Source organism: Shewanella colwelliana ATCC 39565 (assembly GCF_000518705.1).
GTDB classification, from domain to species: domain Bacteria; phylum Pseudomonadota; class Gammaproteobacteria; order Enterobacterales; family Shewanellaceae; genus Shewanella; species Shewanella colwelliana.
In genome coordinates, this window is record NZ_JAEC01000006.1 from 1 (window position 1) to 25,272 (window position 25,272).

19 protein-coding genes and 1 pseudogene are annotated in these 25,272 nt (G+C 45.7%); 14 read left to right on the top strand and 6 right to left on the bottom strand.

The genetic code is table 11. From position 1 onward, the window contains the following. The 3 genes and pseudogenes from L876_RS22380 to L876_RS0103285 all read left to right on the top strand — a co-directional run. Nucleotides 1–299: integrase core domain-containing protein (locus L876_RS22380; RefSeq protein WP_156029368.1), on the top strand; the 299-nt coding region annotated here is incomplete at its 5' end. A gap of 171 nt (nt 300–470) precedes the next feature. Next, nucleotides 471–3,470: pseudogene (locus L876_RS20980) on the top strand (TonB-dependent receptor). A 596-nt stretch (nt 3,471–4,066) separates the two neighbouring features. After that, on the top strand, nt 4,067–6,760 hold the full coding sequence (locus L876_RS0103285; RefSeq protein ID WP_028762488.1) for a TonB-dependent receptor domain-containing protein: 2,694 nt from the start codon (nt 4,067–4,069) through the stop codon (nt 6,758–6,760). Between the two features lie 73 nt (nt 6,761–6,833). Here the strand turns inward: L876_RS0103285 and L876_RS0103290 are convergent, their stop codons facing one another. Continuing rightward, the gene (locus L876_RS0103290; protein ID WP_028762489.1) at nt 6,834–7,370 is read right to left on the bottom strand and encodes a thioredoxin family protein; all 537 of its coding nucleotides are present in this window, start codon (nt 7,368–7,370) and stop codon (nt 6,834–6,836) included. A 298-nt stretch (nt 7,371–7,668) separates the two neighbouring features. Next, on the bottom strand, nt 7,669–8,247 hold the full coding sequence (locus tag L876_RS0103295) for a nucleoside triphosphate pyrophosphohydrolase family protein (protein WP_028762490.1): 579 nt from the start codon (nt 8,245–8,247) through the stop codon (nt 7,669–7,671). A gap of 379 nt (nt 8,248–8,626) precedes the next feature. Here L876_RS0103295 and nhaC point away from each other — a divergent pair, with 379 nt between their 5' ends. After that, nucleotides 8,627–10,147: a Na+/H+ antiporter NhaC gene (nhaC, locus tag L876_RS0103300; protein WP_028762491.1), complete on the top strand. Its 1,521-nt coding sequence runs from the start codon at nt 8,627–8,629 to the stop codon at nt 10,145–10,147. A gap of 18 nt (nt 10,148–10,165) precedes the next feature. Here nhaC and L876_RS0103305 read toward each other — a convergent pair whose 3' ends face one another. The 4 genes from L876_RS0103305 to L876_RS0103320 form a co-directional block, all read right to left on the bottom strand. Then, the gene (locus L876_RS0103305; RefSeq protein WP_028762492.1) at nt 10,166–11,824 is read right to left on the bottom strand and encodes a winged helix-turn-helix domain-containing protein; all 1,659 of its coding nucleotides are present in this window, start codon (nt 11,822–11,824) and stop codon (nt 10,166–10,168) included. Between the two features lie 296 nt (nt 11,825–12,120). After that, a complete protein-coding gene (locus L876_RS0103310; protein ID WP_028762493.1) occupies nt 12,121–12,714 on the bottom strand; it encodes a TlpA family protein disulfide reductase in 594 nt (197 codons plus the stop codon). After that, on the bottom strand, nt 12,707–13,150 hold the full coding sequence (locus L876_RS0103315; RefSeq protein ID WP_028762494.1) for a cytochrome c-type biogenesis protein: 444 nt from the start codon (nt 13,148–13,150) through the stop codon (nt 12,707–12,709). Before L876_RS0103315 ends, L876_RS0103310 begins: the two co-directional genes overlap by 8 nt. After that, nucleotides 13,147–15,123: a heme lyase CcmF/NrfE family subunit gene (locus L876_RS0103320; protein WP_028762495.1), complete on the bottom strand. Its 1,977-nt coding sequence runs from the start codon at nt 15,121–15,123 to the stop codon at nt 13,147–13,149. Before L876_RS0103320 ends, L876_RS0103315 begins: the two co-directional genes overlap by 4 nt. A gap of 494 nt (nt 15,124–15,617) precedes the next feature. Between L876_RS0103320 and L876_RS0103325 the strand changes: the two genes are divergently transcribed. The 10 genes from L876_RS0103325 to L876_RS0103370 all read left to right on the top strand — a co-directional run bounded on the left by L876_RS0103325 (nt 15,618) and on the right by L876_RS0103370 (nt 25,181). Further along, entirely contained in the window at nt 15,618–17,657 is a 2,040-nt protein-coding gene (locus tag L876_RS0103325; protein WP_028762496.1) for a cytochrome c3 family protein, read from the top strand. A gap of 71 nt (nt 17,658–17,728) precedes the next feature. Beyond that, nucleotides 17,729–18,154, top strand: a complete 426-nt coding sequence (locus L876_RS0103330) for a rhodanese-like domain-containing protein (protein WP_028762497.1) — start codon at nt 17,729–17,731, stop codon at nt 18,152–18,154. Nucleotides 18,155–18,211: 57 nt separating this feature from the next. Continuing rightward, nucleotides 18,212–18,997: an FKBP-type peptidyl-prolyl cis-trans isomerase gene (locus L876_RS0103335; RefSeq protein WP_028762498.1), complete on the top strand. Its 786-nt coding sequence runs from the start codon at nt 18,212–18,214 to the stop codon at nt 18,995–18,997. Nucleotides 18,998–19,025: 28 nt separating this feature from the next. Further along, nucleotides 19,026–19,727 (top strand): tetratricopeptide repeat protein, encoded by a 702-nt coding sequence (locus tag L876_RS0103340; RefSeq protein ID WP_028762499.1) that lies wholly within the window; start codon nt 19,026–19,028, stop codon nt 19,725–19,727. 63 nt (nt 19,728–19,790) lie between these two features. Then, nucleotides 19,791–20,498 carry a 4Fe-4S dicluster domain-containing protein gene (locus L876_RS0103345; RefSeq protein WP_028762500.1) on the top strand — a complete coding sequence of 236 codons (708 nt, stop codon included), beginning with the start codon at nt 19,791–19,793 and terminating at the stop codon, nt 20,496–20,498. Between the two features lie 3 nt (nt 20,499–20,501). Beyond that, nucleotides 20,502–21,449 (top strand): NrfD/PsrC family molybdoenzyme membrane anchor subunit, encoded by a 948-nt coding sequence (gene nrfD / locus L876_RS0103350; protein ID WP_028762501.1) that lies wholly within the window; start codon nt 20,502–20,504, stop codon nt 21,447–21,449. 63 nt (nt 21,450–21,512) lie between these two features. Beyond that, entirely contained in the window at nt 21,513–22,001 is a 489-nt protein-coding gene (locus L876_RS0103355) for a nitrous oxide reductase accessory protein NosL (RefSeq protein WP_028762502.1), read from the top strand. A 6-nt stretch (nt 22,002–22,007) separates the two neighbouring features. Then, nucleotides 22,008–23,384, top strand: coding sequence for a nitrous oxide reductase family maturation protein NosD (nosD, locus tag L876_RS20985; protein WP_248674462.1), 1,377 nt, complete (start codon nt 22,008–22,010; stop codon nt 23,382–23,384). Continuing rightward, nucleotides 23,381–24,346, top strand: coding sequence for an ABC transporter ATP-binding protein (locus L876_RS20990; protein ID WP_051412896.1), 966 nt, complete (start codon nt 23,381–23,383; stop codon nt 24,344–24,346). The genes nosD and L876_RS20990 overlap by 4 nt, the downstream gene beginning before the upstream one ends. Further along, the gene (locus tag L876_RS0103370; protein WP_028762503.1) at nt 24,333–25,181 is read left to right on the top strand and encodes an ABC transporter permease; all 849 of its coding nucleotides are present in this window, start codon (nt 24,333–24,335) and stop codon (nt 25,179–25,181) included. The genes L876_RS20990 and L876_RS0103370 overlap by 14 nt, the downstream gene beginning before the upstream one ends. The last annotated feature ends 91 nt before the right edge of the window (nt 25,182–25,272 follow it).

Sequence of the window (25,272 nt, forward strand, 5' to 3'; positions counted from 1 at the left end):
ACTATACAAGTCGGAAGTACCGTCAATTACTGTGGCGTTTTCAAATTAAGCAAAGCTTATCTCGACGGGGAAACTGTTGGGATAATAGCCCTATGGAGCGCTTCTTTAGAAGTCTGAAAACTGAATGGATAGCGACAACTGGATATCGTAATTTTACTGAAGCTCAACACGAAATTACACGATACATAATTGGATATTACTGTCAGCTTCGCCCACATCAATATAACGGCGGGCTGACGCCCAATGAATCAGAACGACTGTTCTGGTTAAACTCTAAGATCGTGGCCAATTTTAGTTGACCACTACAGAACGACTGCTCTGGTTAAACTCTAAGATCGTGGCCAATTTTAGTTGACCACTACAGTATCATGTGTTATGGTTTTGTTGCATCCGAAAATCTGTACCTACGATCAATCAAAAATAATTCTACGCGGATGCATTACAACAAATTAGGTAAGGGAGAGGTTTTTATGTCTGGAAGTAATGCCCGCGGGCGCTTTACGCCACGGAAAACATTGGCGGCTATTGCTGTCGGTTCGGTGCTGCTAATGTCTGCCCCTGCAGCAATGGCTGTGGATGGAAGTAGTATCGTCAAGGGGCAGGTTGCCTCTAGCACAGGAAGCAATATTGCGAATGCGACGATAACGCTTAAACATAAAACGAAAGGTCTAGTCTACACGGTTCAAACCAATGACAAGGGTGAGTACATTCTGCGTAATGTTCCCGTTGGCAAGTACGACATTACGATTAGTAAAGACGGGTTTATTCAGTCTGAACAGAATGATGTTGAAGTGACTATCGGCCAATCGATTATTCTTGATGGCCAACTCGCCACGCAAGGCGAGGACAATATTGAGCGCATTGCTGTTACCGGCAGTATGATTCGTCGCGTGGACATGGCTTCATCTACATCTGGGGTGACCTTTACTCAAAGTGATTTACAGTCGATGCCAGTTAATACTGGTTTCGAAAGTATCGCATTACTTGCCCCTGGTACTTCTGCACCTGGAGGCTCAAATTTCAAAGGTGCTTCGAGTTTTGGTGGGGCGTCAGCGGCTGAAAATGGTTATTATTTTAACGGTATGAATGTAACGAGTATTCGTACTGGTCTTGGCTCTATACGCCTACCTTGGGAAGCTATTTCTCAAACACAAGTTCAGACTGGTGGGGTGAGCCCTGAGTTTGGTGGAGCGCTTGGTGGTATCGTTAACGCGGTTTCTAAATCTGGTGAGAATGAATTTAGTTTTGGTACTGAAGTTCGTTGGGATCCATCATCAACGCGTTCAAGCCATGATTCGCTCTTCAACAGCGAAGGCGTTATTCAAACTAACACCGCTCAAGATAGTTACGATTTTAAAGAACTTCAATTATGGGCTAGCGGTGCGATTGTAGAAGATAAGCTGTTCTTCTACGGTTTATTTGCGCCTCGTCGTGAAGATCAAGATTGGGCCGGCTCAACCGTAAAGACCAATAGAGAAAGAGAGGAAGACCGTTGGTTTGCCAAGGTCGATTGGTTTATTAATTCAGATCATTCATTTGGTTTGTCAGCGATGAACAACAAACGTACTTGGACCAACACTAACTATGCTTACGACTGGGAGACGAACATCGTCGGTGAGTAAGAAGGCGTTGCAGCGCCTGGTGAAGATGGCGGGCAAATGTATAGCTTGAACTATAACGGCTATTTTTCTGATGATTTCTCGGTCTCTGCGGTTGTTGGTAGAACATCTGAAAACGTTGAAAATGTGGTCGCGTCGACCAATCCAAGTGTTTATGACTACCGCAATGGTTCATATCTTAGTACTCATACCAACTCTTCGGTATCAGAAGAAGAATACATTCGCGACCAAGCCCGTATCGATTTTAACTGGGATTTAGAGTCTCATTCTATTCAGTTTGGTGTTGACTACACTAAGGTGACAGTAGATTTCAGCTCTGGTCAGAATGGTGTTGGCGATGCGGAAGGTTGGTGGTCAGTTAAAACTGCGGGCGTAGATGATCGTTCTGGAGCGCCAGTGGGTACTGACTTTATCGAACGTCGTATTCGAACCCGTTACACCGATTCAGAAGTAACATCACTTGCTTTTTATGCGAATGACTCATGGCAGGTAACGGACCAGCTCGTGCTTAATCTAGGCCTACGTTATAGTGGTTTTGATAATACCGTATCCGATGGACGCGAATATGTGTCTATAGACAATCAAATTGCCCCACGTTTACAGGCTATTTATGACGTGTTTGGTGACGGTAGCGCTAAGGTGTTTGCGACTTACGGACGTTATTTCCAACCTGTCTCCGCCAACATGAACATTACTCAAGGCTCATCATCTATTGAATGGTTTGAGTATTCAGAGCTAGATCAAGTTGACGCCAATGGCCAGCCAATATTGGAAGCTGATGGTTCGCCAAGTCGCGGTGCAATGTTACGCGATAGATATTGGCGCCAACGTGGTATCACAGAGCCTGGACTGATTGCGTCAGCGAATTTAAAACCAATGTATTCAGATGAGTTTACAGTTGGTTACCAGCAAGAGTTGTTTGATACCATGAGTGGTGGTGTACGTTTTGTATATCGCGATTTAGGTCGTAGCGTAGAAGATACTGATGTGGGCCCTGTGTTAGCGAAGAAGTTACAAGAGTTAGGCATTGACGATAACGTGGGTCAAGGTTCTTATTATGTGCTGAATAACCCGGGTGAAGCGATTCAAATGTCTTATGACTTTGACGGTGATGGACAAGTTGACGATGTTACCCTGTCTGCCGAAGAGCTGATGTTGCCAAAGGCTGAGCGTAAGTACCTTGCTATGGAGTTCACATTAGATGGCAACGTGACTGATGATTTAACGATTAATAGTTCATACACATGGTCACACAGCTACGGTAACACTGAGGGATTGGTTAAGACTGATAACAATCAGGCAGATCCAGGCTGGACAACTTCTTATGACTATGGTGATCTGATGGATCATTCTAATGGTGACCTCCCTAACGACCATCGTCATTCGATTAAGATCAGTGGTGCCTACAAGATTACTGATGATCTTATTTTCGGTCTAGTAGCCAGAACTACCTCGGGACGTCCGCAGAGTATGTTCTCTCAACACCCTGATAGCGTAGATAGCTGTGCACCAGGTAATCCATGGGAAGATTGTATCAGTCGTTATTACGATCAAGCCTCGCACTATGATGAGAACGGAAATCCCGCTCCTCGTGGTACCGCGGGTAATTTACCTTGGGTGACCAATGTAGATATGTCTTTGATGTATAAGACTGAGTTACTTGGTGGTGGGTTTAGTGTCAAAGGTACTGTTTACAATGTACTTAATTCTGATACTGCAACTAATATTAACGAAGAGCGCGCCAGATACGCTGATACCGCCAATGGTTTAGAGTTGAATCCCGATTACGGTATGACAACCGATCGTCAAACTGAGCGATATTTCTCGCTAGTTGCTCGCTACGAGTTTTAAACATTATGACATGAGATAAAGGGGCCTTTTGGCCCCTTTTTTATTTAGAATTTAAACGCTTAATGATTGATGTAAATGGCGCAATAGCAAAACCTAATGCTTGCGAGTATTCTTATTAAGTCTTTAAAGCCAAGGTGCAGTCTGGATTTTTATGTATACATACGGTTAGTGTTTTATATTGTACATAGCAGACTTCATTGCTGGTCTAACGATTAAGAAGAGAAGAGCTAGCACCTTACTTATTGCGATACGCCATCCCTCTTTTTACGCCTAACTACCACCTTCTTTTACATTTACTCACTAAATTTACATTTTGACGTAAAACTTATCAAAATGACTTTTTATTCACCAGTCTTAGTCGCGTGACAGTATTTTCTATAATAATTAGCTGTTTAAATTATATTCATTTTCAAACCTCTTGATCACTGACTTATTAATCGTTTTTTATGGTTTTACATTCTTTTACTCATCATTGGTATATTGCATACAAAATACAATATGTGATACAAGTGTTGCCGCCTCGTAATGTCGCTGTAAATAATTGCCGCGCCACTGAAGCAATAAACCTATAAAAAAAGATTTGGGAGAACGGAAGCATGAAGTTTAATAAGATAGCTAAACTAGTGAGTTTGGCTTGTGGTGGTGTCGCTGCATTGTCTATGCCTGCGCATGCGGTTGAAGCTGATACAGACAAAAATGTTGAACGTATTGAAGTGACTGGCTCACGCCTAAAACGTGTCGATATGGAAGGTGCAAACCCTGTCACGACCATTACTGCAGACGATATGGCTACCGCTGGTTTTTCTACAGTAGGTGACGCACTACGCGCATCGACATTGAACTCGTTTGGCTCTTACGGCGGCACATCGAACAACAGCTGGTCGTCTCAAGCGACGATTCAGCTAAAAGGCGCCGATGCTAGCCACACTCTCACCTTACTTAACGGTAAGCGTATGGCTAAGTCACCTGTTTTAGGTGGTGGTGCCACCAACATTAATACCATCCCTACAGCGGCTGTTGAACGCATCGAGATTCTATCCGATGGGGCATCAGCGATTTACGGTACCGATGCGATAGCCGGTGTGATCAACATTATCTTAAAGAAAGACTTTGAAGGTGTTGAAGTTAAATTGCGTGCAGAGGAGCCAGATGCTGACGGTGGCGGAGATAATCATTCTGCTTCATTTACTGGTGGGTTGAGCTCTGATAAGGGCAACTTAATGTTCACGATTGAGCATTTTAAAAAGTCAGGCATATTGTTTGCTGATCGCCCCTATACCGCAGCGCATGTCAAAGATGGTGAAGATCCGAGTGATTTCAGAAGCTGGATTGGCTTAAGTCAAACTGGCCGTACTATCGATATGGGGCCCAATGGTGGTTGGGAGTACCAAACGCCATTTACCAATGCAGGTTTAGACTGTAAAGATGTCTATGGTGACAATTTTACTGGCCCACTCAATGACAGTAACTATGCTGGTGAAACATCTTGTGCGTACGACTATACAAAGGCTGCTTACAATGATGTTGATCAGGAGCGCACCTCAACCCTTATTAACTACAGTTATGAATTAAGTGATGATATCCAGTTAACAGCTCGCGCTTACTGGGCATCAAACAAGACTACTGATGTGTCAGCGCCTATCCCTGGCTACATAGTGTTTCCACAAGCTATGCCTGCCTATACCACTGCAGAGGGGTTAGATTTGCGTGCCGTACCAGAAGGTGGTGCTATGTTGTACCGTTTCGACACGGCGGGTAATCGTGTGCGCGAAAGTACAGACAACATTTATGACTTTCTCGTCGGGCTTGACGGCACGACCGACAGTTTCGATTGGAACGCCTCTGTGTCATATAACAAATATGACGTATTCAAATGGGGAACGGGTTACCAGTTGATCGGTGCAACAACCGATCTCGTTGGCGCATGGAATGATGATACTAATGCGTTCGAGGGTTGGGACCCACGTGATCCTAATTCTGAAATGCCTGGTGGTGCAACGGCTAACTCTGATGCGCGGTTAACCAGCAGTGCTTTAGAGATTGATGGTGGTTTGAGCTTTGAACTATTTGAACTCGCTGGTGGCTCAACAGGTTTATATGTGGGCGCCTCTTACCGTGAAGAGGAGTTAGACTCTCAAGTTGATGCGCTAGATGAAGCTGGTCTGATTGCAGGCGGCAGTGGTGGTGCTGGTGGTAGTGGTGATCGTGATGTGAAAGCTGTGTTTATGGAAATGACTTTCCCAATTCTTGACAACTTAGAGGTTAACCTTGCTGCACGTTACGATGATTACTCTGACTTTGGTGGTACTTTTAATCCGCAAGTCTCGGTACGATACAATGTGTTAGAGCCCTTGTTATTAAGAGCTTCGTGGGGAACAGGCTTTAGAGCACCGACTTTAGAAGATCTTAATCAGTCGACAAGTGTTGGCTATAACAATGTCACTAACTACCTTAAGTGCTATGAAGACGGTTTAGGTATTGATGGTTGTAGCATCGTTGATAACGTGCCTGTTTCTATTGAACGCAACGAGAACTTAGGTCCGGAAGAGTCTGAAAGCTATAACTTCGGCATGGTGTGGGATATTACTGACAACTTCAATATGACCATGGATTATTGGTCACTTGAAACAACGGGATTAATTGGGTCGTTGAATAACAGCGAGATAACCCGAACTCAAGCCGAGTTGTGGAAGGCTGCTGATGATGCAGGTCAACCGCGTCAAGATGTGAGTGCCATTTATCCTGGGACATCAATATCGCAAAATGGTGCAGGTAAGTTAACTGCGATGACCAATGTATTACAAAACATTGGTTTGAGTGAGCGCCAAGGTATCGATACTAAGTTTGCAGCAACGTTTGATTCAGAAGTGGGAGAGTTTAAGTTAGGTCTTGCTTGGTCTCATTACCTAAAATATACCGACTCTAGTCCAGAAGCTGGTGTGCAGACGATTTCACGTAACTGGAGCGGTACTCAAGATTATCCAGATGACCGTGTTAACTTCACTGCAAACTACTTGCTAGGTGATCATAGTGTGTACTATCAAGCAGATTATGTGGATCATCAGTCAACTACCGATACTAATGATGACGGTTCTCGCTACGAGATTGATTCAGTCATCTATCATACCCTAAGCTATTCTTATGCGACGCCATGGCGTAGCACTGTTTCTGCAGGTATCAACAACCTTACTGATGAAGATCCAAGGTTTGATGCGTACGGTGGATACAACGGAAGCATTTATGACATTATCGGTCGTTCATACTGGGTGTCATACACACAAACTTTCTAAGATTATTTAGCTGATTAGAAAACTAAAAAGGCCGCAGAAACGGCCTTTTTTATGTGATAAATCTTGATACTGATTAGTTTAAGATTTTAGCTAAGTCGATTTCTAGTGAAGTTTCCGGACGCTCAATAATACGGCCAACCTCTTCACCTTTTTGCATCACGATAAATGTTGGGATACGGGTGAATTCATATTGTGCGGCAAGCCCTTCAGGGTCTTGTTTCTTACGATCCACACCGATATAGGTCACCTTGATATTAGGATTGTTGACCTCTTCCATAATGCGAATAAAGCGCGGGGTTTCACGGTGGCAATCAGGGCACCAGGTACCGATGATCACGACAATCTCAGTAGGCTCTTTAATCCCTTTTAATGGGGTGATGGCTGCTGTATCGACTTGATACTCTTTATAGCCATGAGTGAACTCTTCAAGTTCAGTTACCAACGTTTGTGACGCGACTTGGCCTGTTAAAATCACTTCCTGTTTCTCCTCACTACAAGTGGCGATGAAGCCTTCTTGTTTTTCGTCAAAAGCACAACCGCTATTGGCAAGTGCCTGCGTGCTAAAAAAAAGCGCGGTGGTGGCAAGCAACGCTTTGATGTTGTTGGTCATGATAGTACCTCAGAGCAATAGAAAATGACTAGAGCAGTAATCTGCTTTATTACTCACTCCATTCAACCATCTTAAGTTAATGGGTAATAGAGGGGCTTTGAAGAGCTGTTAACTGGATCACTACCTAGGCAAGTAATCCCTTGGATTGATCACAGATGTCTGCAAGTTTGCAGCGTATATGGCGATATAGCTTACAAATTAACAGCAAATTAATAACTTCGCGATAGTACTCAAGCGCTTGTCGATAAAAAAAGCACCTGAAAAGGTGCTTATTACTAAACATTATTCGGTTGGCTACTTAAGCTTTAACTAACTTGTCTATATTGGCTGGTCGATAATATACCGATTTTAGTACTTTACCTTGGCGTACCACTTTACCTGCCATCTCAACATCTTTGGCGCATTTGGCAATAATGAAATCACCTTTTTGGCTACCCACAATCTCAACGCCTTGCTTAGCATAATGAGCGATGGTTTCTTCTAGTTCTTGTTCGTTGCGGCACACTTTGCTCATATTGCTCGAGTGAACCTCATCCCAGCAGCTAACAAAGTCGATATCACGGTTTTTTGCCACATGTAATAGCAGGTCGATAACATAGCTGATTTCTATGCGGTCGTTGACTCCTGTAGCGCCTAGGTGAACTAGGCGCCCCATCAATACATAAACAGAGTCCACAATGGCATCGGCTTGCTCAACACGGCTATCGGCTTCAGCCAATTCAGTAAGCTCTTCGATAGCGAGTGATGTGTGCAGCGTATCAGCTTTTTCATCCAGCGTAGTTTCGTCTTCAATTGGCAGGTCAAAGGTGGAGCGGAACTGGTGAATATCACGATATAAATGGTCGTAAAGTGGCTGGTCGAGTGCGGTGAGCTTCATCTATTGTGGCCTTGGCAGCTAAAATAATAATAACCCGCAATTCTAATTTACTGGCCACGTAATTGAAAGGCGCAGCCCGTTAACACCGCTATTCTTCTAGCTTTGATGAATTATTTGATTTAATTTTTGTTTAGCGATTATTAAAAATTGCTGCATAAGTAGTTAGATTAAATCGGATTGAGTGCATTTTTAGTCCGATTGCAATGAGGAGGTCGTCCGCTTAGTCGCTATGGTTGTAGTCGATACCTAGACGGGGTTGTTAATTTTGTGTAAAGATGTCCGGCCGCAATGTGCCTGCGAGCGGGCGAGGAGTGATTGAACGAAGATTCAACAACTCGACCAGCATAGGAATAATAAAAATTATAAAAAGGATGATCACATGACCTCTCATCAGCAGCCACCAAATAGTGATGGCGCAGACACTAAACCGAGCTCGGCAGTGACCCACAAAACCCCAACGCTATTAGATGCGCTGATCCCCATCATAGCCTTAGTCTGTATGTTGACGACGTCGGTGTACCTGTTTTCATCTGACAGCTCCTACGGCGCAAACCAAATTGCGCTCATCATGGCGGCCTGTATTGCATTAGTGGTTGGGGTTAAAAACGGCTACAGCTGGAAGGAGATGGAGGCGGGTATTGTTAAGAGTGTATCACTCTCAACTGGTGCCTTGTTGATTCTATTTTCTGTGGGCTCATTAATCGGCACCTGGATATTAGCAGGTACTGTGCCGACGATGATTTTTTACGGCATGAAAATTTTAAACCCAGACTACTTCTATGCTGCAAGCTGTCTGCTTTGTGCGGTCGTGGCCTTGAGTATTGGTAGTTCTTGGACTGTCGCCGGGACATTAGGTATTGCCTTAATTGGTGTCGCCGCCGCGATGGGGCTGAGCACAGAGATCACGGCTGGAGCCATCATTAGTGGGGCTTATTTTGGTGACAAAATGTCTCCTATGTCTGACACCACTAACTTAGCTCCCGCTGTTGCGGGCAGTGAACTATTTGCTCATATTCGCCATATGGTATGGACCACTACGCCGAGCATTATTATCGCCCTCATTGGCTTTTTAATTCTCGGGTTTAGTACCGAGTCCGGTGAAGGTGTGAGTAATTTGGCCACTACAATGGCGTTGATTGAACAGACCTATAATCCTGGGTTGCACCTGTTGTTGCCGCTATTGGTCGTACTGGTACTTGCCTACAAAAAGCTGCCCGCTTTTCCTACGGTAATTTTAGGCACATTAGCGGGCGCTATTTGTGCAGTATTATTTCAATTTGATGGTGTCATTAAGTTCGTCAATGATGACAGTTTGCCAACGCTCGTTGCCCTAATTAAAGGGGTGTGGGTGGCGATGTTTGATGGTTACACTGCCAACACGGGTGACGAAGTGCTCGACAGCCTACTGAGCCGAGGCGGCATGAGCAGTATGGTCAATACTGTATGGTTAATTTTATGCGCCATGGCATTTGGTGGTGTGATGGAGAAAACCGGATTACTCAAACGTCTGCTGCAAGGTGTGCTAAAGCTCGTCACGTCAAGTGGCAGCCTTATCATGACCACCTTGGTCAGTTGTATTGGTGCAAACTTGATCACTGGCGATCAGTTTATCGCGATTTTGTTACCTGGCCGAATGCTCAAAGTTGAGTATGAGAAACATGGGTTAGCACCTGTTAACCTCAGTCGCGCGCTTGAAGATTCGGCAACCATTACTAGCCCATTGGTACCATGGAATACCTGTGGCGCATATATGGCCAGTACACTGGGGGTAGCGACCATTGCTTACCTACCTTATGCCTTCTTCAATTTAGTGTGCCCATTGATCAGCGCGGCGTATGCGCGTTTTGATTTTAAGATTGAGCGCTTAGCACCAGCCCCTACCGAGGAAGCGTTGGCGTAAAACTTAAGCGGAGTGAGATTAGCGCAACTGTTGTAACGTCAGTTGCGTTTCAATTTCGCCAATCAGTTGCATCAAGCTTGCTTGCTGTTTTAGGGGAGCAAATATTGGATGTCGCTCAATCAGGGTGCTGGCCAGCCAACCCTGATTAATCGCTTGGATCAGATATCGATAAGCTTGCTCCTCTTTCCCCATCTTGCTGTAAATTAACGCCAGCGTGTAGCTATCACTCGGTCTATCTGAGCCCTTTGACAGGCGTTGTTGATAGAGCTGAATCAGCTGGCGGCTGTTGCTTAATTGGCTCTTGTTTAATTGAGAGGGATTCAAGCTGTTGTCGCTCGCGAGGTACTGCAATAACAGCCCTTGCTCCTGCATGTTGCTATCATCGCTCGCGATTAACTGTGCGGCGATAGAGAGGGTTTGCGATCTCTTATCAAGGTATAACGCGCTTTGGGCTAAACGCTCTAGAAACATCAGTTGCTCTGGATATTGGTTATTAAGGGCCTGATAGTATTGCCACGCTTGGGTAAATTCCCCCTGATGCAGATACCAGTGGCCAAGAGCCTCTTTGGCGAGGAGTGAATCGGGCTGAAGTAATAGGGCTCTATCTAAGGTATTTCTGGCTTGTGAGTATTGACCTAATGCCGTTAAGGTTTGTGCTTTATGTACCATACTAACGCTGTTTTTTGGGTTGGCTTTTAATGCTTTATTGGCCCAATTTAGCGACTGTTTTAGCTGGCCAAGCTCACGATAAATAAAGCTAAGGTTTGACATGGCCTCACTGTAATTGGGCGTCTTTTGCAGTGCTTTTAGATTGGCGTTTACTGCTTTTGTAAGCCAACCGCGGTTGTAATAGGCTAAACCTAATGACTTATACCCTTGGGCGAGGTTTGGCGCTAATGCGATCGACTTATATGCCGCGTCAATAGCCAGCTGTTGCCAGTGGCTCGGGGCATTAAATTGAAATACCCCTTGGCTATAGGCGTCTGACAGCCCGGCATAGGCGCGCGCCATATTGGGGTCGCGTTCAATCGCGGCCAAAAATAGATCGATGGCAAGGCGATTATCCTCTTGTCGATATCGGTGATAATACTCAAGTCCTTTCTGATAAAGCTCATTATCTAAACTATTAGCCATCACATCGACTAAAGAATCTTGATTTGGCTGAGAGAGGTGGTGATTAGATGACACCAAAATGGCTATGCAGCTAAAAAGCAGTAGGCAGGTAAATAAAACCAGCGAAGTAAGCTTCCAATAGGTGGGGTAGTTTTCTCCTTGTCTTAAAGGCAAATGGCCATCGGTTGCCAGATTAAGTGCTACTGATGGGTTACTGCTATGCAATGGTGTGACGTCTACTGAGGGCAGAATTCGATAGCCGCGGCCTCGTATCGCTTCGATATAAGTTGGGGCACTAGCATTATCGTTGAGCGATTTTCTTAATAACTTGATACGCTGCTTTAAGGTTTCGTCGCCCACTACATTATTGGGCCACACTTTTTCAATTAGACTTTGCTGACTGACAATCGCAGGTGCCGCCTCACACAAGGTGCATAGTAGTTGATAACTCAAGTGGGGCAACTGTACCTCTTCCCCTTGAGTATTGATCACAGTGCCGAGTTGGGTATTTAGAGTTAAGTTGGCAAACTGATATTGGTAATTGATGCTGTCATCCCTAAGCATTGTCTCTTATCGCTATTGTTGTAATACCCAAAGGTATCCTTTGTGTCCATAGGGTTTCACTTTACTGCTCTTTCACCGTTTCGCAACAGCTTTCACCAAGCTTCACCAACTATTCAGGTAGCCTTCACTCAGAGGGTCATCGGCAGGGTACCGATAAATGGTCAACGCATTATTGAAAAAAGTCCGTCCGGCTAAAGAGGTGGCGCGCTGCCGGACGGGAGCAATAAAAAGGGTAATGGTCATCGCTAGCCTTGGCTAATGAGGACGGGTTTGCAGGGTATTGCTTAAATTTGTTATTAAAGATGCTGTGGTGTCGCGTACTTTTGAGTGAGTCCTTCTAGGTAGGCTTGGATCGCTATGTCGCCCCAATCTAAGTAGCCGCGAAGAAAGCCGACCAAGTTGCCCTCGCCGTCAAATACGTATGTGGCAGGTACCACATCGGCAGGTAGCATCTTCTCCACCTGCTGTTGTGGGTCGATAAGCGTTGGATAATTTGGCTGTTGATGACGCGCTAAAAATGCGGCGACTTTGTCATACTCTGCATCGATAGACAGCGGCAGCACCACCAGGTTTTTGTCTTGGTTGTCACGACGTATCTTATCCATCATAGGGATCTCTTTAATACAGGGCGCGCACCAAGTAGCCCACAAGTTAATGAGTACTAACTTTCCTCTGTAGTCACTAAGTTTTACAGTATCGCCTTGGAGGTTTTGAAAGGGGACCTCGGTGACTTTGCGGGCGTAACTCATCTCTACAAACCTAGACATGATCATCGGCTTGGCCAGACTATCGCCTGTGGCGTAGACCTTCTCATTTGGCATTGAGGCGAAGCTTTGCGCACTTAAAAGTAACAGTGATAGGCCAAAGAGCCTTGCAAAAGGTTTAATCATGATGTGTATCCAATGAAGGCGGTTGTTGGGTTTGCGTGTTGCTGCGCCGGAGCCATAAAGCCCACGCAGCAATCAACGCGACTAAGAATAAAGGAAACAAGAATAGCACCATTGTGCCGGGCGCTAAGTTGGGCATATAACGTATCTTTTCACCGTAACGTTGCACCATAAAGTCGATGATCTGTGCTTCGCTGCGTCCCTGTTCAAGCTGAAGAAATATCTCAGCTTTTAGTTCGTTAGCGATGGGGGCTTGGGAGTCGAGTAAATTTTGATTGGTCGACATAGGGCAGCGTAACGTTTTAGCTATCGATAAGCCTATGGTTTTAATCTCTGTCTGGGTGTAATGCATGACAGAGGACTCTGCCGCCCAAATTGACGTTGAAATCAGTGTTGCGCTAAGCAAGAGCAGCGCAAGGCGTAATGTTATTATCTTCATGGTTGGCCTCCCGTTGCACTGATAAATGAGTACGGCTGCCAATACTTGCCTGAGTGAACAACTAACCTGCGTTGCCATAACACCATCAATCCCGCAAACATCATGAGTAGTGCGCCAATCCAGATCCAGCTCACCATAGGTTTGTCGCTAATGCGAACCAGATACTCCTGTTCACTGAGCTGGGTTCCCATAGAGATATAGATATCGCCAAATAGGCTACGATGGATCCCAGCTGCAGAGATCTCCATGGCGTTAGTGTTGAAAGTTTGGCGTTGAGGGTAAATGTAGGTGATCAGTCTATCTCGACTGTCTTTAACCGCTATTTTTGCCTGCAGTGCGCTATAGCTTGGATATTCAACCGTTTCGGTTGCTTCATAAATAAAAGTATAACCCGCTAAGGTTTTGCCTTGGCCTGGTCCCATTCGCAGCAGCTCCTCCTGTTCTAAATAGGAGACAGTCGTGGCGCCGAAAATGGATAGGGCAACGCCCATGTGGGCGATAAACATACCAACAAAGCGAGTCTGATCATGATGCGCTGACTTAGCGCGACGTTTTTGCCGCTCAGTGACACTTTTTATTAGGCATAGCGGCAGCCAAATGATGCAGAAAACCCCACTAATAAGGTACAAGTCTAGCTGTTGATAAAGTCCGATAGTGGTGACAATAGCCACAGCCAATACTCCTAAGGCGTAAATGGCCAACTTTTTTATCGCCTTGTGCGAACTGGTGTGCCAGCTAAGCAGCGGAGCCGCCCCCATTAGTAATACAATAAGTAACAGTAGCGGAATAAAGATACTATTGAAGTAAGGGGCACCAACAGAGATGGTTGCGCCAGTAAGCACCTCATAAAGTAAGGGATAGCAGGTACCGAGTAAAATAGATAACGCTGTGGCTAATAGTAAGAAATTGCCCAGCTGCAATGCGACGGTTTTACCCCCTAGCGTCACCTTGGCGGAACTTATTAATCCGGGTGCTCGATAAGCAAATAGCGCCAAACCACAACCGACAAATACCATCAACAGGATTAAAATCGACGTGCCACGGGTTGGGTCAGCCGCAAAGGCATGCACTGACTGAACCACCCCTGAGCGCACCAAAAATGTTCCTAAAAGGCAGAGTGCAAAGCCCAGCAGACAGATAAATAGGCTGGATGCATGAAAAGCGTTGCGTTTCTCGCTCAAAATTAACGCATGCACCATAGCGGTTGCAACGAGCCAGGGAATAAATGAGGCGTTCTCAACAGGATCCCAAAACCACCACCCGCCCCAGCCTAATTCGTTATACGCCCACCATGAGCCGAAGGCATTACCACCTGTCAGTGCGATCCAAGCGATAATCGCCCAGGGTCTTAACTGCTTGCAGTGTTGTTGTATTTTGTCTCGACTCTCGAGCAAAGCAGCCATTGCTCCAGCAAAACAGACGCTTAGACCAACATAGCCGATGAATAGCGCTGGAGGATGCAGAATCAAACCAATGTCCTGCAGTATAGGATTGAGGTCGCGCCCTTCAACAGGGATTTCTGGTAGCAAACGCGCAAAAGGGTTAGAGGTAAACAGCAAAAACAGTAGAAACCCCAATATCAGCATGGCGAGTATGGCGCAGAGGTATTGATGAAAATTGTCACTCTTGCGGGTGTTTAATGTGATGCAGCTATTCCAAATAGCGATAGCGACAATCCAAAACAACATTGAGCCTTCATGGCCACCCCACACTGCGGCGATTTTGTAGAGTGTCGCTAGTTGGGTGTTGGAGTTGTTGGCCACGTATGCGACAGAGAAATCATTACCAACAAATAACACACCAAGAGTAATTATCGCCGCCAATAATGCAGTGGTATTAAGGTGAACAAATAACGAAGTGTAACTTTTTAAATAACTGCTATTTTTTCTAACGGCAATAAAAGGTGTTATTGCAAGTAATAGAGATATTACGCTGGCAATAATAAGTAGTATTAATCCAATCTCTGCAGCCATGGTTTCATTACCTAATGTTATGTCTACTTTAACACTCGAATATTATGATGACCTTTTCAGTCAAGTTAGCACCTGAGTATCTGTCTTGTTACGTGACAGTAAGCTATTGGTCAGCGCTATTCTGTGAGCGACATCAGGTAAAAAATATCGATAGTTTTCTTTGTCAATTTTTAAAAAGTAAAACCAATCCATTAGCTTTTTTTAGATCTAAAAAATGCCAATTTAATTATTAAAACTTAAATATATAGCTCTGTAAGTTTATGTAATTGTTGGTACTTTTAATTTTTACCTTTGTTGAGATCTAATCCCTTTAGTGGTGTGCGCTAGGTCATGTTTTTACTCGGTTTTATATGGAGAATACTGAACTTGCTCAGTTGTATCAGTCGTTCGGTTAACGATTAGGTTTACTAAATCCAATAGATGGCTGCGTAATGGATGAGCAGTTATTCATTGGTCAATAAATATAAAACCAAAATAATATTTAGGAGTGAATGATGAGACGATGGAAACACAAGGTAGCTCTAAGCGTGCTATTTTGTTTCGGTGCCATTGCTAATGTTAACGCTGCTGGTGGTAAATATAACAGCGTACCAGAAATGGGCAAAACCGCTAAAGAAGCGATAGCCAACTACCAAGGAACAGAAAAAGTTAGTGGTGTAAAAACACTGCAAGATTATATTGTTCAAGAGGCTGAGTTATTCGATTTCTTATTCGAAAACCATCCAATGTTTAAGTATCAAGAAGCGGGAAACTTAGTGGGTGATTACCACATCAGTGACCGTGGTGAAGAGTATTTAGATACTGGCCATAGCCCCGAGTACAGTAAAAATGCTGGCGCTCCAAGAGCGGTTCAGTATCGTTTAGGTGCTAAATCTATTCTTGATTACCCCAATAATTTTGTTGGACCAGAAAAGTGTGCTGAGTGTCATGCGACGCAATATGAGAAGTGGAAACGCTCACGTCATGCAAAAACGATTCGCTTCCCTGGCGAACATCCAGAGGTCGATAACGACCTAGAAAAAACCATGTATAGCACTGAAGGTACCTCTATTTTACCAGATGGTATTACCCCTGATGCTATCTATGCAACGGTGGGGACACCCCGTACCAAGTATGGCTTTATCGATGCGTGGTTAGTGCGCGGCAGCTACCACATTGAAGGTGGTTTGCTCAAAGATGGCACTGGTAAAATGGTCGCAGGTGCAAACCAGTTCTCCCGTGGTTGGGCCGAATGGTTAACCCCTGAAGTATCGAAAAAAATTAATGCCGTTATTCCTGAGTTTCCACTGACGTTAGAAGACTTTGGCGCGTCTGGTTCTCACCAACGCGGTATGAGTTCTTATGGTGCTAAGTATCGTAAAGAGATGTTGTTCCAACCTGCCAGCTCTTACTGTGAAGTGTGCCATACATTCAAGTTTGATTTTAAGAACAAGCAAGAGTTTTTTGATGCGCTAGGTGATCCCAAGAAACTGCAAGAGCACACCATCAGCCGTGGTATCGCGTGTGAAGAGTGTCATGGCGCTGGTGGCCACTTAGATGGCGGTACAGGTGGCATGCAGTCAAATTGCGAACGTTGTCACCAACGTTTCCAATACGATCCTGTTATGGCTGAAACCGATGCAGCGAAAGAGAAACCTGAGCTTGCCTTTGGTGTGAAGATGAAGTCGTTATGCCCATCTTGTGGTACCGAGGGCTCGCAAATGTATGGCTCTGCGCACTATGAAAAAGGGATGCGTTGTACCACTTGTCATGATCCTCATGAGGTGACTGATGGTTCATGGATGACAGAGTTTACTAAGCCAAAGCTGAAGAAACAGTGTACTGACTGTCATGAAGCGCAAACCTTGATTGCGAGTAATACCGATACTCATAGCAACCAAACTTGCCAAAGCTGTCACATGCCTAACATGGGTAGCTGTGAAAACTTCAAGGCGATGCAGTTCCCTGATCAAGCCGGTTTCGACGCTGTGCGTAAGTCGCACATGTGGAAAATTGATGTTGATCCGACCCGTAAAACCCTTAACCCACCAGAAGGTGAGCCGCGTACACAAGGGCCTAAGGCGGGTAAAGGTTGGACGGTTGCTAAGAACGAAGAGGGTCGCACTTACCTTGATTTAATGTGGTCTTGTGCCCGTACCGCCATCTCGGATCACGATGTGGTTGACAATAAAGGTTGTCATAGCCAGTTCCAATCCGAGCTAGAAACCGGTCTTCACTACAAGGATCAGATGGAGATCTACGGTGAAGTGATGAAGTGGCAAAAGCCGATCAAACAGGTGTTTACTGAAGTTGAGCAAGCACTAGAGCGTATCGACCAGCTATTGGAAGTCACTAAGCTATCTACTGAAGACAAGACTCAAGTACTGATGCTTGCCGAGAAGGCACAGGAAACGGTGGATCTGATCAAGGCTGATGGTTCTTGGGGGGTTCATGGCTTCCGTTACAGCCAGAAACGTCTTGATGCCGCACTGACTTATGTCACGCAGGCGCAAAAAATCTTAGATGGTAGCGGCTATACAGCTAAAGCTAACTAAGTGGCGTAACCAATCTACCTCGGCACTTTTGTGTAACGAATAAAGGTGTCGGGGTATTCAGGAGAAATCCAATGAAACAACTTGCTGCAATAACCTTGGCTGGCATGTTGGGCATCACTAGCTTCACTTGCCAAGCTGGTGGCGGCTCTGAAATGGCACCTGCCCACCAGTATGAGCATACGCTACAAACCATCAGCCTAACCCAAGGCGAGGCGTTGTTAGCGCAGCCCGGAGTGCTTTTTTTTGATGTGAATACCCTAGAACTATGGGCGGAGGGCTTTATACCCGGTGCAATTTTTTTCAACGTCAGTAACTGGAAAGAGCTACTTCCCGAGGCCAAAGACACCGTCATGGTGTTCTATTGTGCTAATCGGCTTTGTAATGCCAGTGAAATAGCCGCCCATGAGGTGATAAAACTGGGATACACCAATGTCATGCAGATGCACGACGGTATCTATGGTTGGCGATTATCGGGCCGACCCACAGAAAAACCATAATAACAATATTGAGTGATTTATCTGTCATTTGAGCAATTAAATTTAGAGAGAAACTTTATGAAAATGTTCGCTAAAACAGCATTATCGACAACAACTTTTGCGGTGTTATGTGGCCTATCTTTTGTGGTATCAGCCAGTGAAACACGTCAACAAGTGGATGATGCATCCTATGCCTTGGGCGCATCTGTGGGTCACTACATTTCTGGAAAAATTTACAGCCAGGTTGAGCTAGGCGCCGAGGTCAACGTGGATATTGTGGTTGAGGGCGTTATCGATGCACTAAAAGGCAAAGGCAAGATGTCTGACGAAGAGATTTTAACTCACCTGAATGCACGTGTAGAGCTGCTTAATGCAGCCAAAGATGCGCGAATTGAGGCGATCTCGGTTAAGAACTTAGCTGAAGGTGCTGCTTACTTGGCAAACAATAAAACCAATTCGGCGGTAACGGTAACCAGCACGGGATTGCAATATGAGGTGCTTGAGCTGGGAGAAGGGGTCAAGCCGCTTGAATCCAACGTGGTTACGGTTCATTACAAAGGTCAACTCGTCGACGGCACTGTGTTTGATGACTCTTATGAGCGAAATGAACCTAACCGTTTCGCCCTTATGTCGGTGATTGACGGTTGGAAAGAGGGGATCGCACTGATGCCTGAAGGGTCAAAGTTTCGCTTAACTATCCCTGCTGAACTGGCTTACGGCAAAGAGCAGGTTGGCATTATTCCGCCAAGTTCCACCCTTATTTTTGATGTAGAGCTGCTTAAAGTTGAAGAGCCTGGCGCTAATTCTCATGGTATGGGACTGAGCGGTATGGGGATGGGCGGCATGATGGGAATGGGTCACTAAGTTTGGTCACCAGCAGTAGAGTATTGTTATGAATAGTCTTGTCATTGCCATAGTCGTCATCCTATTGAGTTTCATCGCTCCTTTATGGTTACTTCATCTCCGTGCCGTAAACCCCAATGACACTAGTGTTGCAACACCATCACTGACCCCTGCTAAGTTGATGTGGTTAATACCAACGATGATAACGCTTACTCTGCTGCTGGTAACCCTTACTGTTTATGTTCAAATTGGTCGTTTCGCCGATTGGGATAAAGGTTATGTCGATGAAAACATCGACTACCTTATCGCCGCCGATATTAACAAAAATGCCAAGGCAGTCAGCGAAACACCCCATGACAAGATAGCGCTGCTTAAGCTTGCGCATGCCTACGCCGAAGGGGGCTTATATGCCCAATCGGTTGAAACCTTAGATAAATTATTGGCGATAGAGTCCGACGCTGAAGTGCTTGGCATGAAGGCTAATGCACTCTATTACCGTGATGGTCGAGACATGAGCTTAGAGGTGTCAATCATCCTATCTCAAGCCCTTGCGATCGACCCAAATGAAATTCAATCTCTGCTGTTAATGGCGACCCATGCTTATCTGAATAAGGAATTTCAGCAAGCAATCGCTTATTGGCAGCAGTTGTTGGATAGCAACAACCCAAACGTAAACCGAGCATCAATAAACCGTGCGATTTTAAAAGCTGAGCAGAGCCAAGCTAACCGTACCGTGACTGCATCTGAGTAAAAGAGTCACCAAAAATCGAAAAGCTTAAATAGGTCAGCCCTGTGCTGACAGATGGAGGATGCTGTGAGTGAAAATATAGAGAGACGGAGGTTCCTTAAATGTTTGGGAGCCGGCTCTTTGATACTAGCGCCCTTAGGGTGCACTTCGGTCAAAGAGGAGACCACCGATAGCAATAAACCGCGCTATGGGATGGTGTTTGATCAAAATAAATGTGTGGGTTGTGGTGAATGTAAAGAGGCCTGTAATAAGGCCAATAACCTACCCGAAGGTAAGTCTCGTATGCTACTTGAGCAGCAATCGGGTGGCGTTGAGGGGCAGGTTTGTCCGCATTGTGGCAAGAGCAGTTGTGATTGTCAGCGTAAGTATGTGCGTGTTTCTTGTCAGCAGTGTCAGAACGCACCATGTGTCACGGTTTGTCCAACGGGGGCGGCTCACCGCGACCCAGAGACAGGTATTGTGACCATGGATGCTAGCAAGTGCGCAGGGTGTAAATACTGCATAGCAGCTTGTCCTTATGATGCACGCTATATCAATAAGGAAACAGACGTTGCCGACAATTGCGACTTTTGCCTGCACAGTAAATTGGCAAAAGGCGAACTACCAGCCTGTGTCCAGCAGTGTCGTTATGATGCGCTGATCTTTGGTGATCTGAATGATCCCAATTCCTACGTGAGCCGTCTGCTGGCGGTTAAAGACGCCGTTCGCATAAAGGCTCATTTCGGCACCGAGCCAAGTTTACGCTACATTCCTGTAGTGAAGTTGGGGGTATAAGAGATGGATGGAACACTTGAATTCTCCATGGGCCTGTCGGATGGCATCGCATGGCCTTGGCCGATTGCCGTTTATCTATTTTTTGCTGGGATCTCTGGTGGCGCGTTGTCGGTGGCACTGTTTATCCGTTTTTACAAAAAACAGACGGTTAATACGCCATTTCTTAAAGCTTCGGCATTGGTCTCATTTATCACTATTGCACTAGGGATGTTGTGCTTGGTGCTGGATTTAACCAACCCGCTATTTTTCTGGCGAATATTGGTTTACTACAACCTTAACTCAGTGATGTCGGTTGGGGTAATAGCACTGTCGGCTTACATTCCTTTGGTGGCGTTAATTGCACTATTTGCATTGGAAGATGAGATTAAGCGAATACCTCTGCTACATCCACTGCTGCCGATTATCGATAAGCTGCGTGGTGTCCGTCGTCCCAGCGAGATGTTAGTGCTGGTATTGGCGCTGTCGGTGTGTGCCTATACCGGCTTTCTCATCTCTGCATTGATCCGCTTTCCGATCATCAATACATCGGTATTGCCAGCTTTGTTTGTGGCATCAGGATTGTCGGCGGGGGCTGCGGCAGCCAAGATGCTTGCAGTTGGCATGTTTAAGGAAGATCTACACAGCCAAGATATGAAGATCTTACATGGTGCAGAGTGGCCAATTATGCTCGCTGAGGCGCTATTCCTGTTCATGATCATTATGTCATTGATGACAGGTAATGCGGGGGCGCAAAGCGCCTTTGAAGCCTTTCATTCTGGCACTTGGTCTATGGTGTTTTGGCTGGGCGTTGTTGGTCTGGGTTTTGGTGGGCCACTGCTGCTCAACTTCGCTACGGGTAAACAGTTTAGCCATTCGGCAAAGGCATTTTACTTGTCAGGTCTTTGTGCCGTGAGCGGCATGATGTGTTTGCGTATGTTTATCCTCTATGCAGGGCAAAACTTCGCGATTTAATCACTCTTATCCCCTCTCTTTAATATGTGATTGAGAGGGGATACTGCGACATTTGGAGCTTTAATGAGAACCTTAGTTTTAATACTTTCTGTTGTATTTTTGATGTCAGGCTGCGGTGCAGCAGAGCCTGAGGTGAATGAGATTCAAGCCGTTACCATTGGCGATCATGATCGCTGCCATATGTGTGGCATGATGGTCAAAAAATATCCCGGACCTAAGGGGGTTATTGCGCTCAACAGCAATAGCATTAGCCCAAGTTTTTGTTCAACTCGCGACATGTTTATGTTTGCGCTTCAGCCAGAAAACCAGCGTCAGGTGAAACACCTCTATGTTCATGACATGGGTAAGACAGATTGGGAACACCCTGAAGATGTGCACTTTATCGATGCCACCAAAGCTTGGTATGTCTATGGTACCAGCCGTAAAGCGGTAATGGGCAGTGCTGTGGCCCCCTTCTCAACCCGCAGTGACGCTGAGGCTTTTGCCAAGGAGTTTGGTGGGGCGGTACTCGACTATGATCAAATCACTTTGCCGCTGTTGTCTGGCGAGTAAAGTGCGATGAAGCCGATGTCATGGTCAAGCAGCTTACCTCTTTTGGTGGTGTTATTACTGCTTTGCTGGCCAGGCTTGCAGGCCTATGGCGACGACCAAACCTTAAGTCAGGATGTTAGTCGTGGCAGTCTCAATTCAATCGGCAACGACTTTCATGGCACTTACCATAGTGTGAGCAGTGCTAGTGAGTTGACTTTGCAGTTGGCTCAGGCAGAAGCTGGTAGCACCATTGAGCTACAAGCCGGGCTCTACTCTGGGCATTTTGTTATAGATAAACGGCTGCATTTAGCTGCGCAACCTGGCGCAGTGATCGATGCACAAGGGCAGGGTACAGCCGTTAAGATTATGGCTGCGGGTGTCGTGGTGAGTGGTTTAACTGTGCGTAATTGGGGCCCAGACCTGTATCAGAAAGACGCGGCGTTTCTCTTAAGTGAGGCCAGCGACAGCGTGCGCTTACTCAATAATCACTTAACGGGACCTGGTTTTGGTATCTATACCTATCAGCTAAAAGATCTGCTGGTGCGGGATAATTATATCCGTGGCGATGCGAGGCTCGGTAAGCTTGATAGGGGGGATGGTATCCATCTATTGCGAGTCGATAAGCCGCTGATCAGCGATAACCAGATTCATCATGTGCGTGATGGGGTTTATTTAGAGTCGGGCAGCGGCAGCCAAGTCTACGGCAATACCTTTACCGAGCAGCAATATGGTATTCACTACATGTATACCCAAGACGATGAGGCGATGGATAATCGTGCTTCTCACCTTGATGGGGGGTACGCGCTGATGAATGCCGAGGCAATAAACTTAGGGTATAACCGAGTATCACAAGCGCGTGAGTTTGGAGTGCTGCTCAACATGACCAACAATGCACGAATTCATGGTAATCAAATTGAGTTGGTCAGTGCGCCCGATGCAGCACTTGGCGATCTCTTTGCCCAAGGTAAGGGGCTTTTCATCTATGGGGCTCGCGACAATCAAATCTATGGCAACTACATTGCCGCTAATGACATAGGTATCGCGATGGCGTTGGGTGGTGAAGGTAATCAGGTTTATCAAAACCAATTTATCGATAACAGCACTCAAGTGCGTTATGTCGGTGAGCAGCAGGTAGAGTGGAGCCTGCATCAGCATGGTAATTTCTGGAGTGACTATCGCGGCTGGGATCTTAATGGTGATGCAGTCGGAGACAGTATTTACCTTCCTAATGACCGCTTAGACCGATTATTTTGGCTCTATCCCGAGGCGAGTTTCTTAATGGAAAGCCCGGTGGTGAAGTTACTTAAGTGGGTGGATAGTCGCTTACAACTCAATAATTTAACAGGGGTGATGGACAGTTATCCGTTGATGAATCGTCAATCATTTTTGGAGGCTTCACAATGAGCGAACTAGAGCCGGCGGTGCGACTAGCTGGGGTGAGCCATCATTTTGCCGAGCAGCGAGTGTTACATGATGTAGAGCTGGTATTAGCACGAGGCACAACACTCGCCTTGCTAGGCCATAATGGAGCGGGTAAGTCGACCCTGATGAAGATGATATTGGGCTTGATCTCTCCAGCGCAAGGCCAGGTTGAGGTGCTTGGGCAAAGGTTACAGTGCGGTGAACGACCCACCTCAATTGGCTACTTGCCAGAAAATATTAATTTTTACGATAAGCTCACGGGTCATGAAGTGCTCAGTTATTTTGCGGCACTCAAAGGCGAGCGTTCAACACGAGTGAGCCAATTGATTGAGGAGTTCGGCCTAGGTTATGCGCAGCATAAGCCCGTAAAAAGTTACTCGAAAGGGATGAAGCAGCGATTGGGTTTTGCCCAAGCCATTATTGCCCAACCCAAACTGCTACTGCTCGACGAGCCGACCGTTGGTTTAGACCCGCAGGCATCGCAGTTTCTCTATAGCAAGGTAAATCAATTACGGGATCAAGGATGTGCGGTCATTATCTGCACCCACGAGCTGAATCTAGTGGAGCCCCATTTGGATGTTGCCATGATGCTCGGTCGTGGCAGGTGCTTAGCCTTTGGCTCACTCGCGCAGTTGCTAGCGCAGAGCGAGCTAGGTGTTCAGATAACATTTAACGCCATAGAGAGCGTGGTGTCCAAGCATGCTCCTTTAGCTGAGTTTTATCATCAAGGCGATTTACGCTGCTCTATCAGCCAGCGAGCATGGCTCATTCAATACCTTACTCGCGAATGTGGAATTTTTGACTTTGATATAAAAAATCCATGTTTGGCAGACATTTATAACGAAAAAATGACACAGATGCAGTCTTGTAATGAACAAGGCCTCAGTTTCACATCATCGATCTCATATTCATCCAATTGGAGTCTGAACAATGTTACCCCATGAGCTTACAGTATGGCGTGGCCCTGTAATGATTATTGCCGCTAAAGAGATCAAAGACAGTTTACGTAATCGCTGGGTTACGGTTATCTTTGCCATTTTTATGTTATTAGCGCTCAGTGTCACCTTTGCAGGGAGCGCAGTATCAGGCACGTTATCGTTTCCTGCGCTAGCCAGTGTGATCACTAGCTTGTCGACAGTATCTGTATTCATTATTCCCCTTGCGGCAATTTTACTTAGCTATGATGCGTTTGTCGGGGAGGAGGAAGCGGGCACCATGCTACTGTTGCTGAGTTACCCATTGACTAAGCGACAGATTTTCATGGGTAAATTTGTTGCCCATAGTGCAATCATGGTCACTGCTATTACCATCAGTTTCGGTCTTAGCGCCGCTATTTTATTAGGCTTTGGTGATGGCTATCTTTGGGGGAAGACCTTGAGTGCGTTCGGACAATTTATTTTAAGCAGTAGCTTGCTTGCCGTCACTTTTATTCTTATCAGTTATCTGGTTAGCGTAAGGTCGAGTGAGAAGGCTAAAGCGGTGGGCAGCCTGTTGTCGATCTGGTTTAGTTTAGTGTTAATTTATGACCTGATTTTGCTGGCGCTGCTTGTTGCCGATCTGGGGAGCACGGCGCAAGTAATCGTTAATGCCATGATGTTGCTTAACCCTACCGATATTTACCGTGCCATTAACCTTTTTTCAACGGGCACACAGTTTGGCGGTGTGGCCTTGCTGACTAAATCGAGTTTGAGCAGTGGTCTGCTATATATGTTGTTATCGATTTGGGTCGTGTTGCTGGCATGGTTATCCCAACGTGCCTTTGCACGTAAAGCGATTTAGTCAGTCCATCCCGCAGGCAGATCTTTTGTGTAACAAATCTGCGCTATGCCTCACACTCTCTGACTTTTCTCTGTTTGATGAGGAGCAAATT